Raw genomic sequence first — 16,935 nt, 5'->3', positions numbered from 1 at the left:
ACCCCACCTGAGGCCACACCCTAGGCACCACACGTCACAGGTTCGTCTGACATAGTGCGTAGTGCCGTCGGGGGGCGGACAATTTTCGCGTGCGATAAATGTCCCGCGCAGTCACCGTGTGACCGCCGATGCAAGGAGTACAACGGCATGGGAATCGCCGACCATCCGACCGAAACCACCCCTCGCTTTGCCGTAATCGGCTATGCGGCGCGTTTTCCCGGCGCTCCGGACGCCGAAGCGTTCTGGGACGTGTTGCGCGAAGGCCGCGACGCGGTCTCGGAGATACCCCAGGACCGCTGGGACGCCGACGAGTTCTTCGACCCGGAACCGGGCTCGCCCGGCAAGGTCGTCACGCGGCGCGCCGGGTTCGTCGACGACGTAACCGGGTTCGACGCACCGTTCTTCGGGATGTCGACCCGCGAGGTCCGCTTGATGGACCCTCAACATCGACTTCTGCTTGAGACTTCGTGGCGCGCCGTCGAGCATTCCGGCACGGCACCAACAGCTTTGGCCGACACCAACACCGGTGTCTTCGTCGGCCTGGCCACCCACGACTACCTGGGAATGGCGTCTGACGAGCTGACGTACCCCGAGATCGAGGCCTACATGGCCATCGGGACCTCCAATGCCGCGGCAGCGGGGCGGATCAGCTATCGGTTGGGCTTGCAGGGTCCGTCGGTCGCGGTCGACACGGCGTGCAGCTCATCGCTGGTGGCAATCCACCAGGCGTGCCAGGCGCTGAGCCTTGGCGAGTGCGATCTCGCGCTGGCCGGTGGGGCGAATGTCCTGCTCACTCCGGCCACCATGATCACCTTCTCGAGCGCGCACATGCTGGCACCCGACGGCCGCTGCAAGACATTCGACGCCGCCGCCGACGGCTATGTGCGCGGCGAGGGCTGCGGCGTCATCGTCATCAAACGACTCGACGACGCGGTCCGCGACGGTGACCAGATTCGAGCCGTGATTCGCGGCAGCGCAATCAACCAGGACGGCGCATCCGGCGGGCTGACCGTGCCGAATGGTGTAGCACAACAACGGGTTATCGCCGCCGCCCTGAAACGTGCGGGCGTCGAACCCAGCGAAGTCGGTTACCTGGAAGCACACGGCACCGGAACGTCACTGGGTGATCCGATCGAGGCCCAGGCCGCCGGTGCAGTGCTCGGATCCGGGCGCGACGCCGAGCGACCCCTGCTGATCGGCTCAGCGAAGACGAACATCGGGCACCTGGAAGCAGCCGCCGGGATCGCCGGCGTCATCAAGGTGATCCTGTCGCTCGAAAACGAGACGTTACCCAAGCACCTGCACTTCGAAAACCCATCGCCGCACATTCCGTGGGACCGGCTGGCAGTCGAGGTCGTCAAGGATTCGCGGCCGTGGGAACGCAACGGTCAACCTCGCATCGCAGGCGTCAGCTCGTTCGGGTTCGCCGGCACCAATGCGCACGTCATCCTCGAAGAAGCGCCCGAACCGACTCCGGTGGTCGTGCCTGAGGCGGCCGGAGTGTCCGAGGACAGGCGATTCAGCATCCTTCCGCTGTCGGCGCGCACGCCCGGGGCCCTCGTGCAGCTCGCTGACCAGTACCGCAGCTGGTTGACCGCGCACCCGGAAGCCACCTTGGCCGACGTGTGCCTGACCGCCGGAGTCGGACGAGCACACCTGGAACACCGCGCCGCGCTGGTGGTCAATTCCCGAGACGCCGCGGTCGAACTCCTCGGGGCGCTGGCAGACGACCGCCCGGCCCCCGGCCTGGTCCGCGGGGAATCTCATGACACCCCCAAGACGGCCTGGCTGTTCACCGGTCAGGGCAGCCAGTACCCCGGCATGGCCCGCGAGTTGTACGACACCGAACCCGTGTTCGCCGAAACCCTGGACCGGTGTGCGGCCGCGGTCGCCGACATGCTCGAAAAGCCTTTGCTGGACGTCATTTTCGACCTGGACAGCCCCGGTGCCGAAGAGACGTTACGGCAGACGTCCTACGCCCAGCCGGCGCTGTTCGCCCTGGGAATGGGCTTGGCGCGGCTCTGGCAGTCCTGGGGAATCGAACCGGACGTGGTGCTCGGTCACAGCGTCGGTCAGTACTCGGCGGCCTGCGTCGCGGGAGTGGTCGGCCTCGAAGACGGCGCCAAGCTGATGGCCGAACGCGGCCGCCTCTTCGGCAGCCTTCCCGCAGGTGGCCGGATGGTGGCGGTGTTCACCGCGGCCGAACGGGTCGAAAGCCTCACCGACGAGTACCCCACGCTGTCGGTGGCGGCGTACAACGGTGCCAACACCGTGCTGTCCGGACCGGTCGCGGACCTGGAGAAAGCGGTGGCCGGATTGGCCGCCGACGGAATCCGGTGCGACTGGCTGGAGACCAGCCACGCATTCCACTCGGCGTTGCTCGAGCCGATCCTCGACGAGTTCGAGGCATACGCAAACCAGTTCACTTTTCAAGCACCACAACGGATTCTGATCGACAACCGCACCGGCGCCGCGCTGGGACGCAGCGTCAAGATGGATGGCGCGTACTGGCGCCGTCACGCGCGCCAACCGGTGGAGTTCGCCAAGAGCGTGCGCACCCTGGCCGATCTGAACTGCAAGGTGCTGCTGGAGATCGGTCCCCGCCCCGTGCTCACCGCAACGGCCCTCGGCGCGTGGCCCGACCCGGCCACCGCACCGCGGGTGATCGCCTCGTTGCGGCCGAACACCGCCGACCATCGGCAGATCACCGAAGCCGTGGCCGATGCATACGTGTTGGGCCACCTGCCCGAGTTCGGCGCCTTCCGGCAGCCGCACGCGCGAAAGCTCGACCTGCCGACCTACCCGTTCGAGCACCGCCAGTACTGGTACCGCGACAACCGGGAAGAGCCGAACCAGCAACAGCACGTGGCCGCCCGCACCCAGGCAGTCCGCCTTCTCGAGGACGGCCGCATCGAAGAGCTCGCGGCCCTGCTCGGTGGCGCAGGCGACGACGATCAAACCCGGGCGGTACTGACCAAGCTTGCCGCGCAGCACAATCAGCAACGCTCGACGCAGTCCATCACGGACGACCGCTACGAGTTCCGCTGGGACAAAGCCCTCACACCGCTGTCCGGATCCGACGCCGCCGATAGCTCCTGGATCCTCATCGGCGAGGAATCCGAAGCCGTCAAACCCCTGGTCGAGGCACTCACCGCACGCGGACAGCAATACCGGATCCTCGGACTGCCGGCATCGGACACCGACGAGGAGCAGCTCGCAGACACGTTGCGCGTCGCGGCGGCAGGCGATTCGACGACGCGGATCATCCACGTCGCCGCGGTGGACTCCGACGGTGTCCCCTCGATGCGGTCGTTGCTGCGCATGCAACACCAGATCCTGGCCGGAACGCGGCGACTCTTCCGCGCGGCGGTCGCCGCTGATCTCAGGGCACCCATCTGGCTCGTCACCCGCGGAGCACAGTGCGTCACCGACGCGGACACCGTGACACCCGAGCAGAGCGCCCTGTGGGGATTCGGCCGCGCCGCGGCCCTTGAGCTTCCTCAACTGTGGGGTGGTCTGGCCGATCTGTCCGACGTCACGTCCGGCGAATGGTCCACGCTGCTCAACCGCATCACGACGGGATCCGAATCGGCGGTCAAGGAAGACCAGATCGCGCTGCGCGGTCAAGACGTCTACGTGCCCCGGCTGGTGCGACCACAGGATCTGCCGAGCGGCAAGCCGCTGGAATTGCGCGATACCGCAACCTATCTGGTGACCGGGGGGCTCGGCTCCATCGGACTCGAGGTCGCCGGCTACCTGGCCGCGCACGGTGCCAAGCAGTTGGTGCTGACCAGTCGCCGCCAGCCAAGTGAGGCCGCTCAGAAACACATCGACGCACTGTGCTCCCAGCACGGCTGCGAAATCCGGGTCGCCACGGCCGATGTCGCCGACGCCCACGACGTCGCACGCCTTCTGACCAGTGTGCGGGCTGAGCTGCCGCCGCTCGCGGGCATCGTGCACGCCGCGGGTGAGAACGGCACCACTCCGCTGAGCGAGCTCGACGACGCCGAGGTGGACCGGGTCTTCGCCGGGAAGGTCTGGGGCGCCTGGCATCTGAGTGAAGCCACGGCCGACGACAACCTCGATTTCTTCATCAGCACGTCCTCGATCGCATCGGTGTGGGGCGGGTTCGGTCAGACCGCGTACAGCGCGGCGAACGCGTTCCTGGACGGGCTGGCCTGGCGCCTGCGCAATCAGGGCATCGCCGGCACCAGCGTCAACTTCGGTCCCTGGTCGGCAGGTATGGCCGACGCGGAATCCCGTGCCCGGCTCGAGCAACGCGGAATCAAGCCGCTGTCGCCGTCCGACGCACTGGCCGGCCTGGCCGATGTGGTGGCGGCCTCTTCGGCGCACGGCCCCGCGCAGGGAGTGATCGCGCGTATCGACTGGTCCCGATTCCTGCCGCTGTTCCAGCAGGCGGGCCGGCGGGGATTCCTGGCAGAGCTGGAAGGTGAACTGCCCGCCCAGTCGGGCACGGCGTCGCCGGTCACCGCATCCGGCAAGACCAAGCTGGTCGAGCAGCTCACGAATGCCCCGGTGCAGCAACGTAAGAAGCTCCTGACGGATTACCTGCGCGACTCCGTCGCCGAAGTGACCCGCGTCGATGCCGGCGAAATCCGTGAGGACGCCGGGTTCTTCGACCTGGGCATGGACTCACTGATGGCCGTCGAATTGCGCCGCCGCATGGAACAGGGCGTGGGCAAGGAAATCCCGGTCACCGTGGTGATGGACCATCCCCGGATATCCGACGTGGCCGACTACCTGCTCGGCGAGGTACTCGGACTGGCCGAGCAGAAGTCCGACCCGACAACCGCATCGGTGGCCGCGACGCGCACCGACGACCCGATCGCCGTGGTCGCGGTGTCGTGCCGGTTCCCCGGCGCACCGAACCCCGAAGCGTTCTGGGACGTGCTGTCCGGTGGCGTCGACGCGATCCGGGAAGTGCCGGAGGAACGCTTCGACATCGACGAGTTCTTCGACCCGGACCCGGACGCGCCCGGGAAGACCTACACGCGCCACGGCGGGTTCCTCGACGGCATCGACGGATTCGATCCTGAGTTCTTCGGCATCTCTCCGCGCGAGGCAGTTTGGATCGAACCGCAGCAGCGACTGGTCCTCGAAACGGTGTGGGAAGGCCTGGAAAGAGCCGGGCATTCACCTGAGCGCCTACGCGGCAGCCGAACCGGTGTGTTCGTGGGTGTGGCCGCCAACGAGTACGCGCACCTGCTGTCAGCAGAGCCGATCGACAAGATCGAGCCGCACTTCATCACCGGCAACGCGCTCAACGCCATTTCGGGCCGCGTCGCCTTCGCGCTCGGGCTCGAGGGGCCCGCGGTGGCAGTCGACACCGCGTGCAGCTCGGCGTTGGTCGCCGTCCACCAGGCCTGCCAGGCACTGCAATCCGGCGATTGCGACATGGCAGTGGCAGGCGGCGTGAACGTCCTGCTGTCTCCGGTGACCGTGGTCGCCGCGTCCCGCGCCCGGATGCTCTCGCCGGTCGGGCGGTGCAAGACGTTCGACGCGTCCGCCGACGGCTACGTCCGCAGTGAAGGCTGCGGAATCCTGGTCCTCAAGCGGCTGAGCGACGCGCAGCGCGACGGCGATCGGATCTGCGCGGTCATCCCGGGCAGCGGGGTCAACCAGGACGGCGCTTCGAGCGGCCTGACCGTGCCCAATGGCGGTGCCCAGCAACGCCTCATCGGTACCGTGCTGGCCCGGGCCGGCCTGAACGGAGGCGATGTCGACTACCTCGAGGCACACGGAACCGGGACCCCGCTGGGTGATCCCATCGAAGTGCAGGCGGCCGCGGCTGCCTACGGCGGCTCGCGTGATGCCGACCGACCCTTGCTGATGGGGTCGGTGAAGACCAACATCGGCCACACCGAGTCGGCCTCCGGGGCAGCCGGCCTGATCAAGGTGGTGCTGTCGCTGCAGCACGAAACTCTGCCGCAGAGCCTGCATTTCGAGAATCCGTCACCGCACATCCCGTGGGATTCGCTGCCCGTACAGGTGGTGGACAAAGCGATGCCGTGGCAGGCCAACGGCAGGCCGCGACGTGCCGGCGTGAGCTCCTTCGGATTCACCGGGACCAACGCCCACGTGCTGGTCGAAGAAGCCCCGTCACCGGCGCCCGAGGCCGCGCCCGCTGATGAGCACCAGACCGGCGGGGATCTCGCCGAGGGGGTGGCACCGGAAAACAACGGTGCAGCAATGGAAAAGCAGCCCAAGCAGGTAGAGGTGCTGGCCCTGTCCGCCCGGTCGCCCGAAGCGCTGGCGGCATTGGCCCAGCGGTACGAAACCTGGCTGGGCAACCACCCCGACGCGGATCTCGCCGACCTGTGCCTCACTGCCGGGACGGGCCGTTCGCACTTCGAACATCGCGCCGCTCTGGTCGTGGATTCGGTCGCCGAGGCCCGTGCAGGGCTGGCCGAACTGGCCGAGAACCGACTGCGGCACGGTGTGGTACGGGGCGAGCGCCCGCATCACCCGATGACGGCGTGGCTGTTCACCGGGCAGGGCAGCCAGTACGCCGGCATGGCGCGTGAGTTGTTCGACACCGAACCCGTTTTCGCCGAAACGGTCCGCCGCTGCGCGGACGCGGTCAACGACATCTTGCCGCAACCACTGCTCGACGTGCTGCTGGCCGACAACCGTGAAACCGGAGGCAAGGCCGCAGAAACACTGCGGCACACCTCATTTGCGCAGCCGGCGATCTTCGCCGTGGAAATGGGCCTGGCCCGGCTGTGGCAGTCCTGGGGGATCGAACCCGACGTCGTGCTCGGGCACAGTGTCGGCCAATACGCCGCGGCATGCGTTGCCGGGGTGTTCAGCCTCGAAGACGGCGCCCGTCTGATGGCCGAGCGCGGACGACTGTTCGGCAGCCTGCCCGAAGGTGGGCGCATGGTGGCGGTATTCGCCGACCCCAAGCACGTCGAACAGATCGCCGGTGGATTTCCGCGGGTCTCGGTGGGCGCCTACAACGGGCCCAACACCGTGCTGTCGGGGCCGGGTGACGACCTCGAACAGATCGTCGAGAAGTTCGAGGAGGACGGGGTCCGGTGCACCTGGCTGGAGACCAGCCACGCGTTCCACTCCGAACTGCTCGATCCGGTGCTCGACGAATTCGAGGCCTACGCAGGGCAGTTGCAGTTCGCGAAGCCCACGATGCCGCTGGTCTGCAACCGCACCGGCACCGTGCTCACCGCCCAGACCCCACTCGACGCCCAGTACTGGCGCAGGCATTCCCGCCAGCCGGTGCAGTTCGCCGAGAGCGTGCGCACAGTGGCCGCGCTGGGCTGCTCGATTCTGATGGAGATCGGTCCGCAACCGGTGCTGACCGGAGCCGCGGTGCAGGTCTGGCCGGAACACTTGGCGGCGCCGCGTGCGATCGTCTCCATGCGGAAGGGCGTCTCTGATCGGCGGCAGATCGCCGACGCACTGGCCTCGGCCTACGTCGGCGGTCACCGGCCCGATTTCGGCGCCCTGCATCGCGGGCCCAGGCGGCGACTCGAGTTGCCGACCTACCCGTTCCAGCGACGTCGCTTCTGGCCCAAGGGCACCGGAATCACCGCTGATGTCAACGGTGCCGTGGGATCGGGGATCCTCGGCAGTGGAAAGGACCTCGCCTCCGGCGATTCGGTCTACACCAGCCGGTTGTCGGTCAAATCGCAGCCCTGGCTGTCCGACCACGTCATCTACGGCACCGTGGTGGTCCCCGGAGCGACATACGCCGCGATGGCGCTGGCCGCGGTCGGTACCCCCGCGCATGCCAAGGATGTCTTCTTCTACGAGCCGATCATCCTGCCCGAGAAGAGTTCTCGCGAGGTGCAATTGACGTTGCACCCGCTGGACGAGGGTGACGGCTGGAAGTTCCAGGTACACAGCCGCCCGTACGGGGAGCGTGGCGCCGATTGGTCATTGAATGCCGAAGGCACGGTGCTCGCCGGGCTCTCCGAAGAGCAGGCCCCCGATGAGTCGGATCCGGTCGACGAAGCGATCGAGCGCCTCGAACGCATGCGTCCGCAGGAGTTGTTCGAGACCTTCGCCGATCTGGAACTGGCCTGGGGTCCGACGTGGTCCGGTTCGCTGAAGTCGTTGTGGCTCGGCGAAGGCGAGGCGATCGGCGACATCCTGGTCGGCGAGGAACTCGCCGACCAACTCGGCACCGAGCCGATGCACCCGGTCCTGATGGACTTGTGCACCGGTGTCGCCTTCCCCGCGTTCCCCGCGCTTCTGGCGGCTGAGCAGGGCGTGAATGACCTGTTCCTGCCGCTGCGGTACGGGCAGGTGACGTTGAAGGAGAAGATGCCGCGGCGCTTCTACTGCCGTGCCCGGTGGCATGAGAGCGCCCTGGACAGCGAGACCCAGGTCTTCGATCTCGACTACCTCGACCGCGATGGCCGGTATCTCGGCGGCGTGCGTGACTTCACCGTCAAGCGCGCGCCTCGCGAAGCACTGCTGCGCGGACTCGGCGGCGACGCCACCCGCCTGCTGTACACCCTGGGCTGGCACGAGGTTCCGGTACCGCCGGCTGCCGAGGACGCAGCCGAAAACGCCAGCGGCACCTGGTTGATCGCCGGATTCGACGAACTGGCCGCCAAGGTTCCGGGCTGCATCCCGTTCGACCACAGCACCGATCCAGAACTCCTCGGGCAGGTGCTGACCCAGGCCAAGGAACGCGGTCTGCCGTTCTCCGGTGTTATCTGGCGGGCCACCGCAGCGGGTGCAGAGGAATCGAGCGCGGACCGCCAGGCCCGGCTCGAGACCGAGATCGCCAATCTGCTCAGCGCGGTGCACACCGTGCAGGGCGGAGAGGTGAAATTGCCCGGCGGTCTGTGGATCGTCACCGAGCGGGCAGTGGCCACCGAATCCGGGGAACCGGTCGACCCGGTGCAAGCGGCCCTGTGGGGATTCGGCCGCACCACGATCAACGAGGAACCGGCGCTGCGCGCCAAGCTCGTCGACACCGACGGGTCTGGTGAAGCCGTGCAGGCACTCGCGAATCTGTTGGTGACGCCGGTCGAAGAGCCGGAAATCGCAGTGCGGCAAGGCAAGCTGTTGGCTTCCCGGCTACTGCCCTGGGCCCGTAGCGGCCATCTCACGGTGCCTCGCGGAAACGATTACGTCCTGGCCCCCACCGAGCGCGGCGCGATCGACAATCTGCGAATCACCGAGAAAGAGGTGCCCGCACCGGACGAGGGCTACGTGCAGGTTCGGGTGGAGGCCGCGGGGCTCAACTTCCGCGACGTGCTCAACGTCCTGGGCCTCTACCCGGGCGACCCCGGGCCGATCGGCGGTGACTTCGCCGGTGTCGTCACGCAATTGGGTGAGGGCGTCACCGGAGTCGAAGTGGGCCAGCGCGTCTACGGCTCCATGCAGGGCGCGTTCTCCAGCAGGTTCAACGTGCCGGCCCAGTTCCTGGCGCCGATCCCGGACGGCGTCAGCGCGGTCGAGGCCGCCACGATTCCCGCTGCGGCCCTGACGGTCCGCCTGTCCTTCGACTGGGCGCAGCTCAAGCCTGGCGACAAGGTGCTCATCCACGCCGCCAGTGGCGGTGTCGGCCTGGCGGCCGTCCAGATGGCACAGCAGTGCGGCGCTGAGGTCTACGCGACGGCCAGCACCTTCAAGCGCGCGACGTTGCGCAACCTGGGTGTGAAGTACGTTTACGACTCGCGGACAACGGACTTCGCCGACCAGATCTTGGCCGACACCGACGGTGCCGGCGTGGATGTGGTGCTGAACTCCCTGACCAGCGAAGGGTTCATCGAAGCGACGCTGAAGGCCACTGCCCGCAACGGCCGCTTCGCCGAGATCGCCAAGCGTGACATCTGGTCAGCCGAGCAGATGGCCGAGGCCCGGCCCGACGTCTCCTACGAGATCGTCGCGCTGGACACCGTGATGTTCACCGAGCCGGATCGCATCCGCGACCTGCTCACCGAGGTCTCGGACGGATTGGCCAAGGGGGTGTGGAAACCGCTGCCCGCGGAGATCTACCCGCTGACCGAGGCCCGGACGGCCTTCCGGCGGATGCAGCAGGCCCGGCACATCGGCAAGATCGTCTGCCAGCTACCGAATCCGCTTGCACCGCAGCCGGACCGGACCTACCTCATCACAGGCGGGCTCGGGGCGATCGGTCTACACACCGCGTCGTGTCTGGCCCAGCGAGGTGCCGGAGACATCGTGTTGACCAGCCGTTGTGCCCCCGATCCGGATGCACAACGGTTGATCGACGAGATCACCGAGCGCAACAAGACCCGCATCCACGTCTTCACCGCCGATGTGGGTGAAGAGGCCGAGGTGGCGAAGCTCCTGGAACGGATCCGCGCGGAATTGCCACCACTTGCCGGTATCGCGCACCTGGCCGGCGTGCTCGATGATGCGCTGCTCGGCCAGCAGAGTGTGGAACGGTTCCGGACGACGTTGGCGGCCAAGGCCTTCGGCGCCGCATATCTGGACCGGCTGACCAAGGATGACGATCTGGACTTCTTCATCGTGTCCTCGTCGGTGTCGAGCTTGTTCGGTTCACCGGGTCAGTCCAACTATGCGACGGCCAACGCGTTGCTCGACGGTCTGATCGCGCAGCGTAGGGCGCACGGCCTGCCCGCCACGGGCATCAACTTCGGCCCGTGGGGTCAGGGCGGTATGGCGTCCTCGGAGGCGGCGACTGCGAACATCAGTGCCCAGGGCCTGATTCCGCTGGAGCCTTCGGCGGCGCTGGCCGCGCTGGGCGAGGTCGTCGCCAACGGCACCGGCCAGGCCACCGTCCTCAAGGCGAACTGGCAGCGGGCCGCGAAGGTGCTGGGCAGCCAGCGGCCGCCGATCCTCGATCTGGTGTTGCCGAGTGCGGTCGGCGAGGTCGTCGGCGACAGCGAGGTGCTCAAGCAACTGCTCGAGATCCCCGTGCCGCAGCGTGCCGGGTTCGTCACCGAGTTCTTGCAGAAGGAAGTGCAGAACTTCCTGCGGCTCGCTTCACCGCCCGCCGCGACCAGCCGCTTCCTTGATCTCGGCACGGACTCGCTGATGGCGATCGAACTTCGCAACCGGCTGCACAGTCAGTTCGGTGGCAAGTTCACGCTCAATGCGACCGCGGTGTTCGATTACCCCACCATCGGTGGGCTGGCCGAGTACCTCGTCGCCCAGCTGCCCGACGCGGAACCTGCCGAGGCATCTACAGAGGCATCGGCGGAAGCACCGGCCGAGCCCGCTGAGGCACCGGCCGAGCCGGTGGAAGCACCGGCCGAGCCCGCTGAGGCGGCTGCGGACTAACCCCCGCGAGCAGCAGACGCAAATTGTCCCCGACACGCTCAGCGTGTCGGGGACATTTGCTGGGACCCGCCCGCTTGCGGGGGACTGGTCAGCGGAAGAAGGTCAGATCCAGCGGGTGGCCTCGACCTCGGGCGGCAGCGGCGGGTGCAGCGGCACGTCGAGGCCGTCGTAGATGCCGGGCTTCTGGGTGGCCAGCCAATCGATCGCGCCCAAGAGTCGGTTGGCCGCCGTGGTGTTGCCGCCGTCAGCGCGGGTGCCGCCCGGCACGTCGGCACGGACCACGATGCTCAGCTGCGGATCGCCGTCGACGATCACCCGGTGGTCGCCGACGCCTTGGTCGGGCTGTGGCCAGTCCGGGGCACAGCCGGGATCGATGCGGGTGATGTGTTCGATGATGACGCGCTCGACGCCGTCGGCCCATCCGATGACCTGAAGCCGGAAAGCACCCTGCGTGCCGGCGTCGAAATGTCCAAGCACGTTGTCGACGGATTCGGTCAGCGGGAGCCGTTCGACCGTCTCGGTGATGTCGTCGATCTCCAGACCCAGCCCGCGGCCGATCAGCCGTACGTTGCCGCCCCACACCATGGTCGGGATCGAGGGCAGCAGCATCATCGGTGTCTCCTCCATCGACCCACCGAAACCACAGAGCACGCGCACCGCGTGCGGCTGGTCATAGGTGGAGTAGTCGAAGATCTCCTGGCACCGGATGGTCTTGATCCGGGTACACAGCCCGGCCGCGATCACGGCCAGCGCGTCATTGCCCCAACCCGGGTCGACACCGCTGACCAAGAGCGCGGAGTTGCCCGCCACCGCCGCGTCGGTGAGCCGCTCGACCCACTCCGCCGGAGCCGAGGCCGGGTCGTAGAGGGAATACAGCGAGGGCGTCACCACTTGCTTGCCGGCCCGCAGGCACCGCTCGATCTCGGCGATGGCTTCCTCCGGCCGAATGTCGCCGGAGGACATGTAGGCGACGGCGTCGCACTCGGCCAGGGCCGCGTCGACATCCGTCGTGGCATTGACCCCGGTCAGCTCGTCCAGCTTGGCGAACGTCGCGGCATCCCGACCGGCCTTGTCCTCTGACGACGTGATGACTGCCGCCAATTCCAGCCCGGGAAACGCCCTGGCCGATCTGATGGCCGTCGCCCCCATGTTTCCCGTACCCCACACCGCGATTCGACGCATCCGCCCACCCTAATGGCGATATTCGTGAGGATCGTCACAATGTGACGAAACCGCAGTTCAGGGCGATTTCGATGGTGCGGTACATAGGTCGATCAACCGCTGGGTTGGTTAGCTCCCAGAAATTGCTCAGAGTTTCTTTGCGTTGAAGTTACTGAACGGTATAGTTGGCCGCAGTTACTGGTGGGTAACTTATCCGAAGTACCCAACCTCAGGTGGCATTCTCACAAGGAGGAAAAGTGAGCCACTACAAGAGCAATGTCCGTGACCAGGTCTTTAACCTGTTCGACGTCTTCGGCCTGGACAAGGCCCTTGGGTCCGGTGACTACACCGACCTGGACGCCGATACGGCCCGCGAGATGCTCAACGAGATGGCTCGCCTGGCCGAGGGCCCGATCGGCGACTCGTTCACCGATGGTGACCGCAACCCGCCGGTGTTCGATCCCAAGACCCACACCGTCACCCTGCCCGAGCCCTTCAAGAAGTCGGTGCGCGCGGCGATCGACGGCGGCTGGGACAAGGTCGGCCTCTACGAAGAACTCGGCGGCGTGCCCGCCCCCAAGGCTCTGCTGTGGGCCCTCAACGAGCACATCCTCGGCGCCAACCCCGCCGTGTGGATGTACGCCGGCGGTGCCGCATTCGCGCAGATCTTCTACGAAAACGCGACTGAAGAGCAGAAGAAGTGGGCCGTCCTGGCCTCCGAGCGCGGCTGGGGCGCCACCATGGTGCTCACCGAGCCCGACGCCGGTTCCGACGTGGGCGCCGGCCGCACCAAGGCCGTCCAGCAGGAGGACGGCTCCTGGCACATCGACGGCGTGAAGCGGTTCATCACCTCCGCCGATTCCGATGACCTGTTCGAGAACATCTTCCACCTGGTGCTGGCCCGCCCCGAGGGCGCAGGCCCGGGCACCAAGGGTCTGTCGCTGTTCTTCGTACCGAAGTTCCTCTTCGACTTCGAGACCGGCGAGCTGGGCGAGCGCAACGGCGTGTACGTCACCAACGTCGAGCACAAGATGGGCCTGAAGGTTTCGGCCACCTGTGAGCTGACCTTCGGCCAGCACGACAAGCCTGCCAAGGGCTGGCTGGTCGGCGAGGTCCACAACGGCATCGCCCAGATGTTCGACGTGATCGAGCAGGCCCGAATGATGGTGGGCACCAAGGCCATCGCCACCCTGTCGACCGGTTACCTGAACGCCCTGGAGTACGCCAAGGAGCGCGTGCAGGGTGCCGACCTGACCCAGATGATGGACAAGACCGCCCCGCGCGTCACCATCACGCATCACCCCGACGTGCGTCGCAGCCTGATGACGCAGAAGTCCTACGCCGAGGGTATGCGCGCGCTGTACCTGTACACCGCGACCTTCCAGGACAAGGACGTCGCCAAGACGCTGCACGGTGTCGAGCCCGAGCTCGCGCACAAGGTCAACGACCTGCTGCTGCCGGTGGTCAAGGGCTTCGGCTCGGAGCAGGCCTACGCCAAGCTGACCGAGAGCCTGCAGACCCTGGGCGGTTCCGGCTTCCTGCAGGACTACCCGATCGAGCAGTACATCCGCGACGCCAAGATCGACTCGCTGTACGAGGGCACCACCGCCATCCAGGCGCAGGACTTCTTCTTCCGCAAGATCGTCCGCGACAAGGGTCAGGCGCTGGCGTTCGTTGCCGGTGAGATCGAGCAGTTCATCAAGAACGAGACCGGCAACGGCCGCCTCAAGACCGAGCGCGAGTTGCTCGGCACGGCGCTGGCCGATGTCCAGGGCATGGCCGCCAGCCTGACGGGCTACCTGATGGCTGCGCAGGAAGATTCCGCCAGCATCTACAAGGTGGGTCTCGGTTCGGTCCGGTTCCTGCTGTCGGTCGGCGACCTGCTGCTCGGCTGGCTGCTGGCCCGCCAGGCCTCGGTGGCCATCGAGAAGCTCGACGCCGGCGCCACCGGGGATGACCGCACCTACCTCGAGGGCAAGATCGCCGCTGCATCGTTCTTCGCCAAGAACATGCTGCCGCTGCTCACCAGCACCCGTCAGGTCATCGAGACCCTCGACAACGAGGTGATGGAGCTCGACGAGGCTGCGTTCTAAAAAGCCGTACACCAATGAGGCCCTGGGTTCGCCCAGGGCCTCATTGCGTTACGCACCCACTGTCGGCTTGTGTGCCCGTTTCAGCCAAATCATGGAACACAAGCCAACATTCAGCTGACAAACCCGACCAGGCACACTGGTCGCATGACCGAAGCCCGTGGCATCCTGCTGGTCGTCTCCCTGATGGCGACGACAGCGCTGACCCTCGCCCTGGGGATCACCGATCCGGCCGCACCGATGTCGTACCCCACCAAGTTCCTGGTGTGGAACCTCGTACTGGCCTGGATCCCGATGGTGTTCGCGATCGCCTTCGATCTGGTCGAGCGCCGGCTGTGGCTGCTGCCGCTGGGTGCGGTCTGGCTGGCATTCCTGCCCAACGCGCCGTATTTGGTCACCGATCTGGTGCACCTCGGTGAAGGCTACGAACTGTGGCGCCATGTGTTGCAGTACGGGTTCGCCGCGTGGACCGGGATCCTGCTGGGAGTGGTGTCACTCCTACTCGTGCATCGCCGCCTGGACGACGAGTTCGGTCCGGTCTGGGGCTGGCTGGTGGCCGTGATGTCGGTGGCGCTCTGCGCGGTCGGCGTGGTGATCGGACGGTTCCAGCGGTGGAACTCCTGGGACTTGGTGACGCGTCCCGATGCAGTGGTGGCGGCGACGTTCGAATGGGTGCGCTCACCGCTGTCGTATGTGCAATCGACGGGGGTGGCGATAGCGGTGGCAGCCTTCTTCGGGCTGGCGTATCTGACGGTCTGGGCGCTCAACGGCCTGCGTTGAGTCGAATGGTGTTCTGATCGTTATCAAGGTTTACCCCGTTCGTCACACGGGTAACTCCAGTAACAGCGCCGCACACCTGCGGCCGCACTGAAAAGAAAGAGGCGAATGGAACATCACCATGAACACCGTCCTATATTTCAGCGTCCATGGCGCCATCTATGAAACCCGGGCCTACACCACCGCCGAAATCGATCAACTCGTCCACGACCACGGGCTGCACTGCCTGACCTCCGCCGATCGGCAATTCGACTTCTGGTTCAGCCCCTCCACCCATTCGTGCCAACGACACGTGAACCGTCAGGCAACCGAACTTCTGCTGGCCACAACATCTTTCACTCCCAAGTCGGTGCCATTGCTGCGCGGCTGCGTCGTCGTCGCCACCCACGACACCGACGGTGAGCTCGACGGACTGAGCTGGCAGCAACTGGACCTCCTCGCCCACCGCGGCCGCTCGCTGACCACCCAACAAAAGCGCGCACTCAACCGGCACATCAACCGGGTCGAAGGGCGCCGAAACGACGCGCTCGCCGCCTACGCGCGCTGCGACGGGTCACACCACGTCACCCTCAGCCGTGTTCGCGCAACCGGCCGTCGGGCCTGGGCTGATTGAGCTACACCGGCGACTCGTGGGCCAGTGCCCGGTAGCCCTTGGCGCCTGCCCGGTCGACAGCGGCTCGGACTCACGGTTTCTCCTCACATCGGCAACCGCCCGGAAGAAACGGCTTCCGGCTGCCGCTACCAGGTTTTGCCCGGCCTGCTGTCGGGCACTGCTTGTGAGAGAAGTAGTACGCCTGAGAAAGGCCAACCCATGGCTACCGAATCAAGAACAATCAGCGAAGCATCCACAACGCAGCTCCTCGGCCAATTGCAGGAGCAGACAACACGGCTGGTACGCGACGAGTTACGGCTGGCGCAGCGGGAGTTCCAGGACTCCGCACGCCACGCCGGAATCGGTGCCGGGCTGATCAGTGCCGCGGGCCTGCTTGCGGTGCTGGGCCTGATGACGGCCATCGCCGCGGTGGTCGCAGCGATCTCGCTGGCCCTGCCGGTATGGGCCTCCGCGGTGATCGTCGCCGCCGTGCTGTTCCTCGGCGCCGCAGTGGCCGCGATGGTGAGCCGCAGCCAGGCCAAACAGGTTCCACCACCGGCCACCGAGTCTGTGGACAGCGTGAAGCAGGACCTCAATGAGCTCAAGGAGGCACGACATGGCCAACGCTGATCGACTTCCGCCCGAACCGGGGCCAGAAGCCGGTATCGACGAACTGCAATCCGACATCGACGCGACGCGCAACGAGTTGGGCGCGACGGTGGCCGCACTGTCGGACAAACTCGACGTCAAGGGCCGTGCCCAGGACAAGGCAGCCGAGACGAAGGACGCCGTGGTCGACCGGGCACACGCAGCAACCGAGGCCGCGAGGTCAAAACCGGTGGTGCCGGCGGCAGCTGTGATCGCGGGGCTCGCGGCGATCGGCCTGCTGGTGTGGTGGCGCCGCCGCTGACGGCAGACCTGAGCTAGGAGTCTGCTGAATTAGTGGTGTTGGGGGCGGGGTGCCTCAGAGCGCTCTGTGGCGCGTTGGTGTTAGTCAGGCCCGCAGGTCGACACAATTCGAGGGTCATTCCGCCGTGTTGAGCGTCGCAT

7 protein-coding genes are annotated in these 16,935 nt (G+C 66.7%); 6 read left to right on the top strand and 1 reads right to left on the bottom strand.

The genetic code is table 11. From position 1 onward, the window contains the following. The first annotated feature begins 147 nt into the window (after window positions 1–147). Complete coding sequence (locus BKG60_RS06185) at window positions 148–11,265, top strand: type I polyketide synthase (protein WP_075909397.1); 11,118 nt, start codon at window positions 148–150, stop codon at window positions 11,263–11,265. Window positions 11,266–11,367: 102 nt separating this feature from the next. Here BKG60_RS06185 and BKG60_RS06180 read toward each other — a convergent pair whose 3' ends face one another. Then, window positions 11,368–12,447 carry an NAD(P)H-dependent amine dehydrogenase family protein gene (locus BKG60_RS06180; RefSeq protein WP_070945037.1) on the bottom strand — a complete coding sequence of 360 codons (1,080 nt, stop codon included), beginning with the start codon at window positions 12,445–12,447 and terminating at the stop codon, window positions 11,368–11,370. 236 nt (window positions 12,448–12,683) lie between these two features. Between BKG60_RS06180 and BKG60_RS06175 the strand changes: the two genes are divergently transcribed. From BKG60_RS06175 to BKG60_RS06155, 5 genes are all read left to right on the top strand, one after another. After that, a complete protein-coding gene (locus tag BKG60_RS06175) occupies window positions 12,684–14,519 on the top strand; it encodes an acyl-CoA dehydrogenase (protein WP_070945065.1) in 1,836 nt (611 codons plus the stop codon). 144 nt (window positions 14,520–14,663) lie between these two features. Continuing rightward, window positions 14,664–15,296 carry a DUF1361 domain-containing protein gene (locus BKG60_RS06170; RefSeq protein ID WP_070945038.1) on the top strand — a complete coding sequence of 211 codons (633 nt, stop codon included), beginning with the start codon at window positions 14,664–14,666 and terminating at the stop codon, window positions 15,294–15,296. Between the two features lie 118 nt (window positions 15,297–15,414). Continuing rightward, the gene (locus BKG60_RS06165) at window positions 15,415–15,906 is read left to right on the top strand and encodes a hypothetical protein (protein WP_070945039.1); all 492 of its coding nucleotides are present in this window, start codon (window positions 15,415–15,417) and stop codon (window positions 15,904–15,906) included. 198 nt (window positions 15,907–16,104) lie between these two features. Beyond that, on the top strand, window positions 16,105–16,515 hold the full coding sequence (locus BKG60_RS06160; protein ID WP_070945040.1) for a phage holin family protein: 411 nt from the start codon (window positions 16,105–16,107) through the stop codon (window positions 16,513–16,515). Continuing rightward, window positions 16,502–16,795: a DUF3618 domain-containing protein gene (locus BKG60_RS06155; protein ID WP_070945041.1), complete on the top strand. Its 294-nt coding sequence runs from the start codon at window positions 16,502–16,504 to the stop codon at window positions 16,793–16,795. Before BKG60_RS06160 ends, BKG60_RS06155 begins: the two co-directional genes overlap by 14 nt. Window positions 16,796–16,935: the final 140 nt, after the last annotated feature.

The organism is Mycobacterium syngnathidarum (assembly GCF_001942625.1).
Lineage (GTDB): Bacteria > Actinomycetota > Actinomycetes > Mycobacteriales > Mycobacteriaceae > Mycobacterium > Mycobacterium syngnathidarum.
Note: the sequence above shows the minus strand (reverse complement) of the source record. Positions and strands in the feature narration are given on the sequence as shown.

Bases quoted from the DNA above. Each gene is read 5' to 3' on its own strand.
- BKG60_RS06185 (WP_075909397.1), top strand. From the start codon at position 148: ATGGGAATCGCCGACCATCCGACCGAAACCACCCCTCGCTTTGCCGTA.
- BKG60_RS06155 (WP_070945041.1), top strand. From the start codon at position 16,502: ATGGCCAACGCTGATCGACTTCCGCCCGAACCGGGGCCAGAAGCCGGT.
- BKG60_RS06170 (WP_070945038.1), top strand. From the start codon at position 14,664: ATGACCGAAGCCCGTGGCATCCTGCTGGTCGTCTCCCTGATGGCGACG.
- BKG60_RS06165 (WP_070945039.1), top strand. From the start codon at position 15,415: ATGAACACCGTCCTATATTTCAGCGTCCATGGCGCCATCTATGAAACC.
- BKG60_RS06180 (WP_070945037.1), bottom strand. From the start codon at position 12,447: ATGCGTCGAATCGCGGTGTGGGGTACGGGAAACATGGGGGCGACGGCC.
- BKG60_RS06160 (WP_070945040.1), top strand. From the start codon at position 16,105: ATGGCTACCGAATCAAGAACAATCAGCGAAGCATCCACAACGCAGCTC.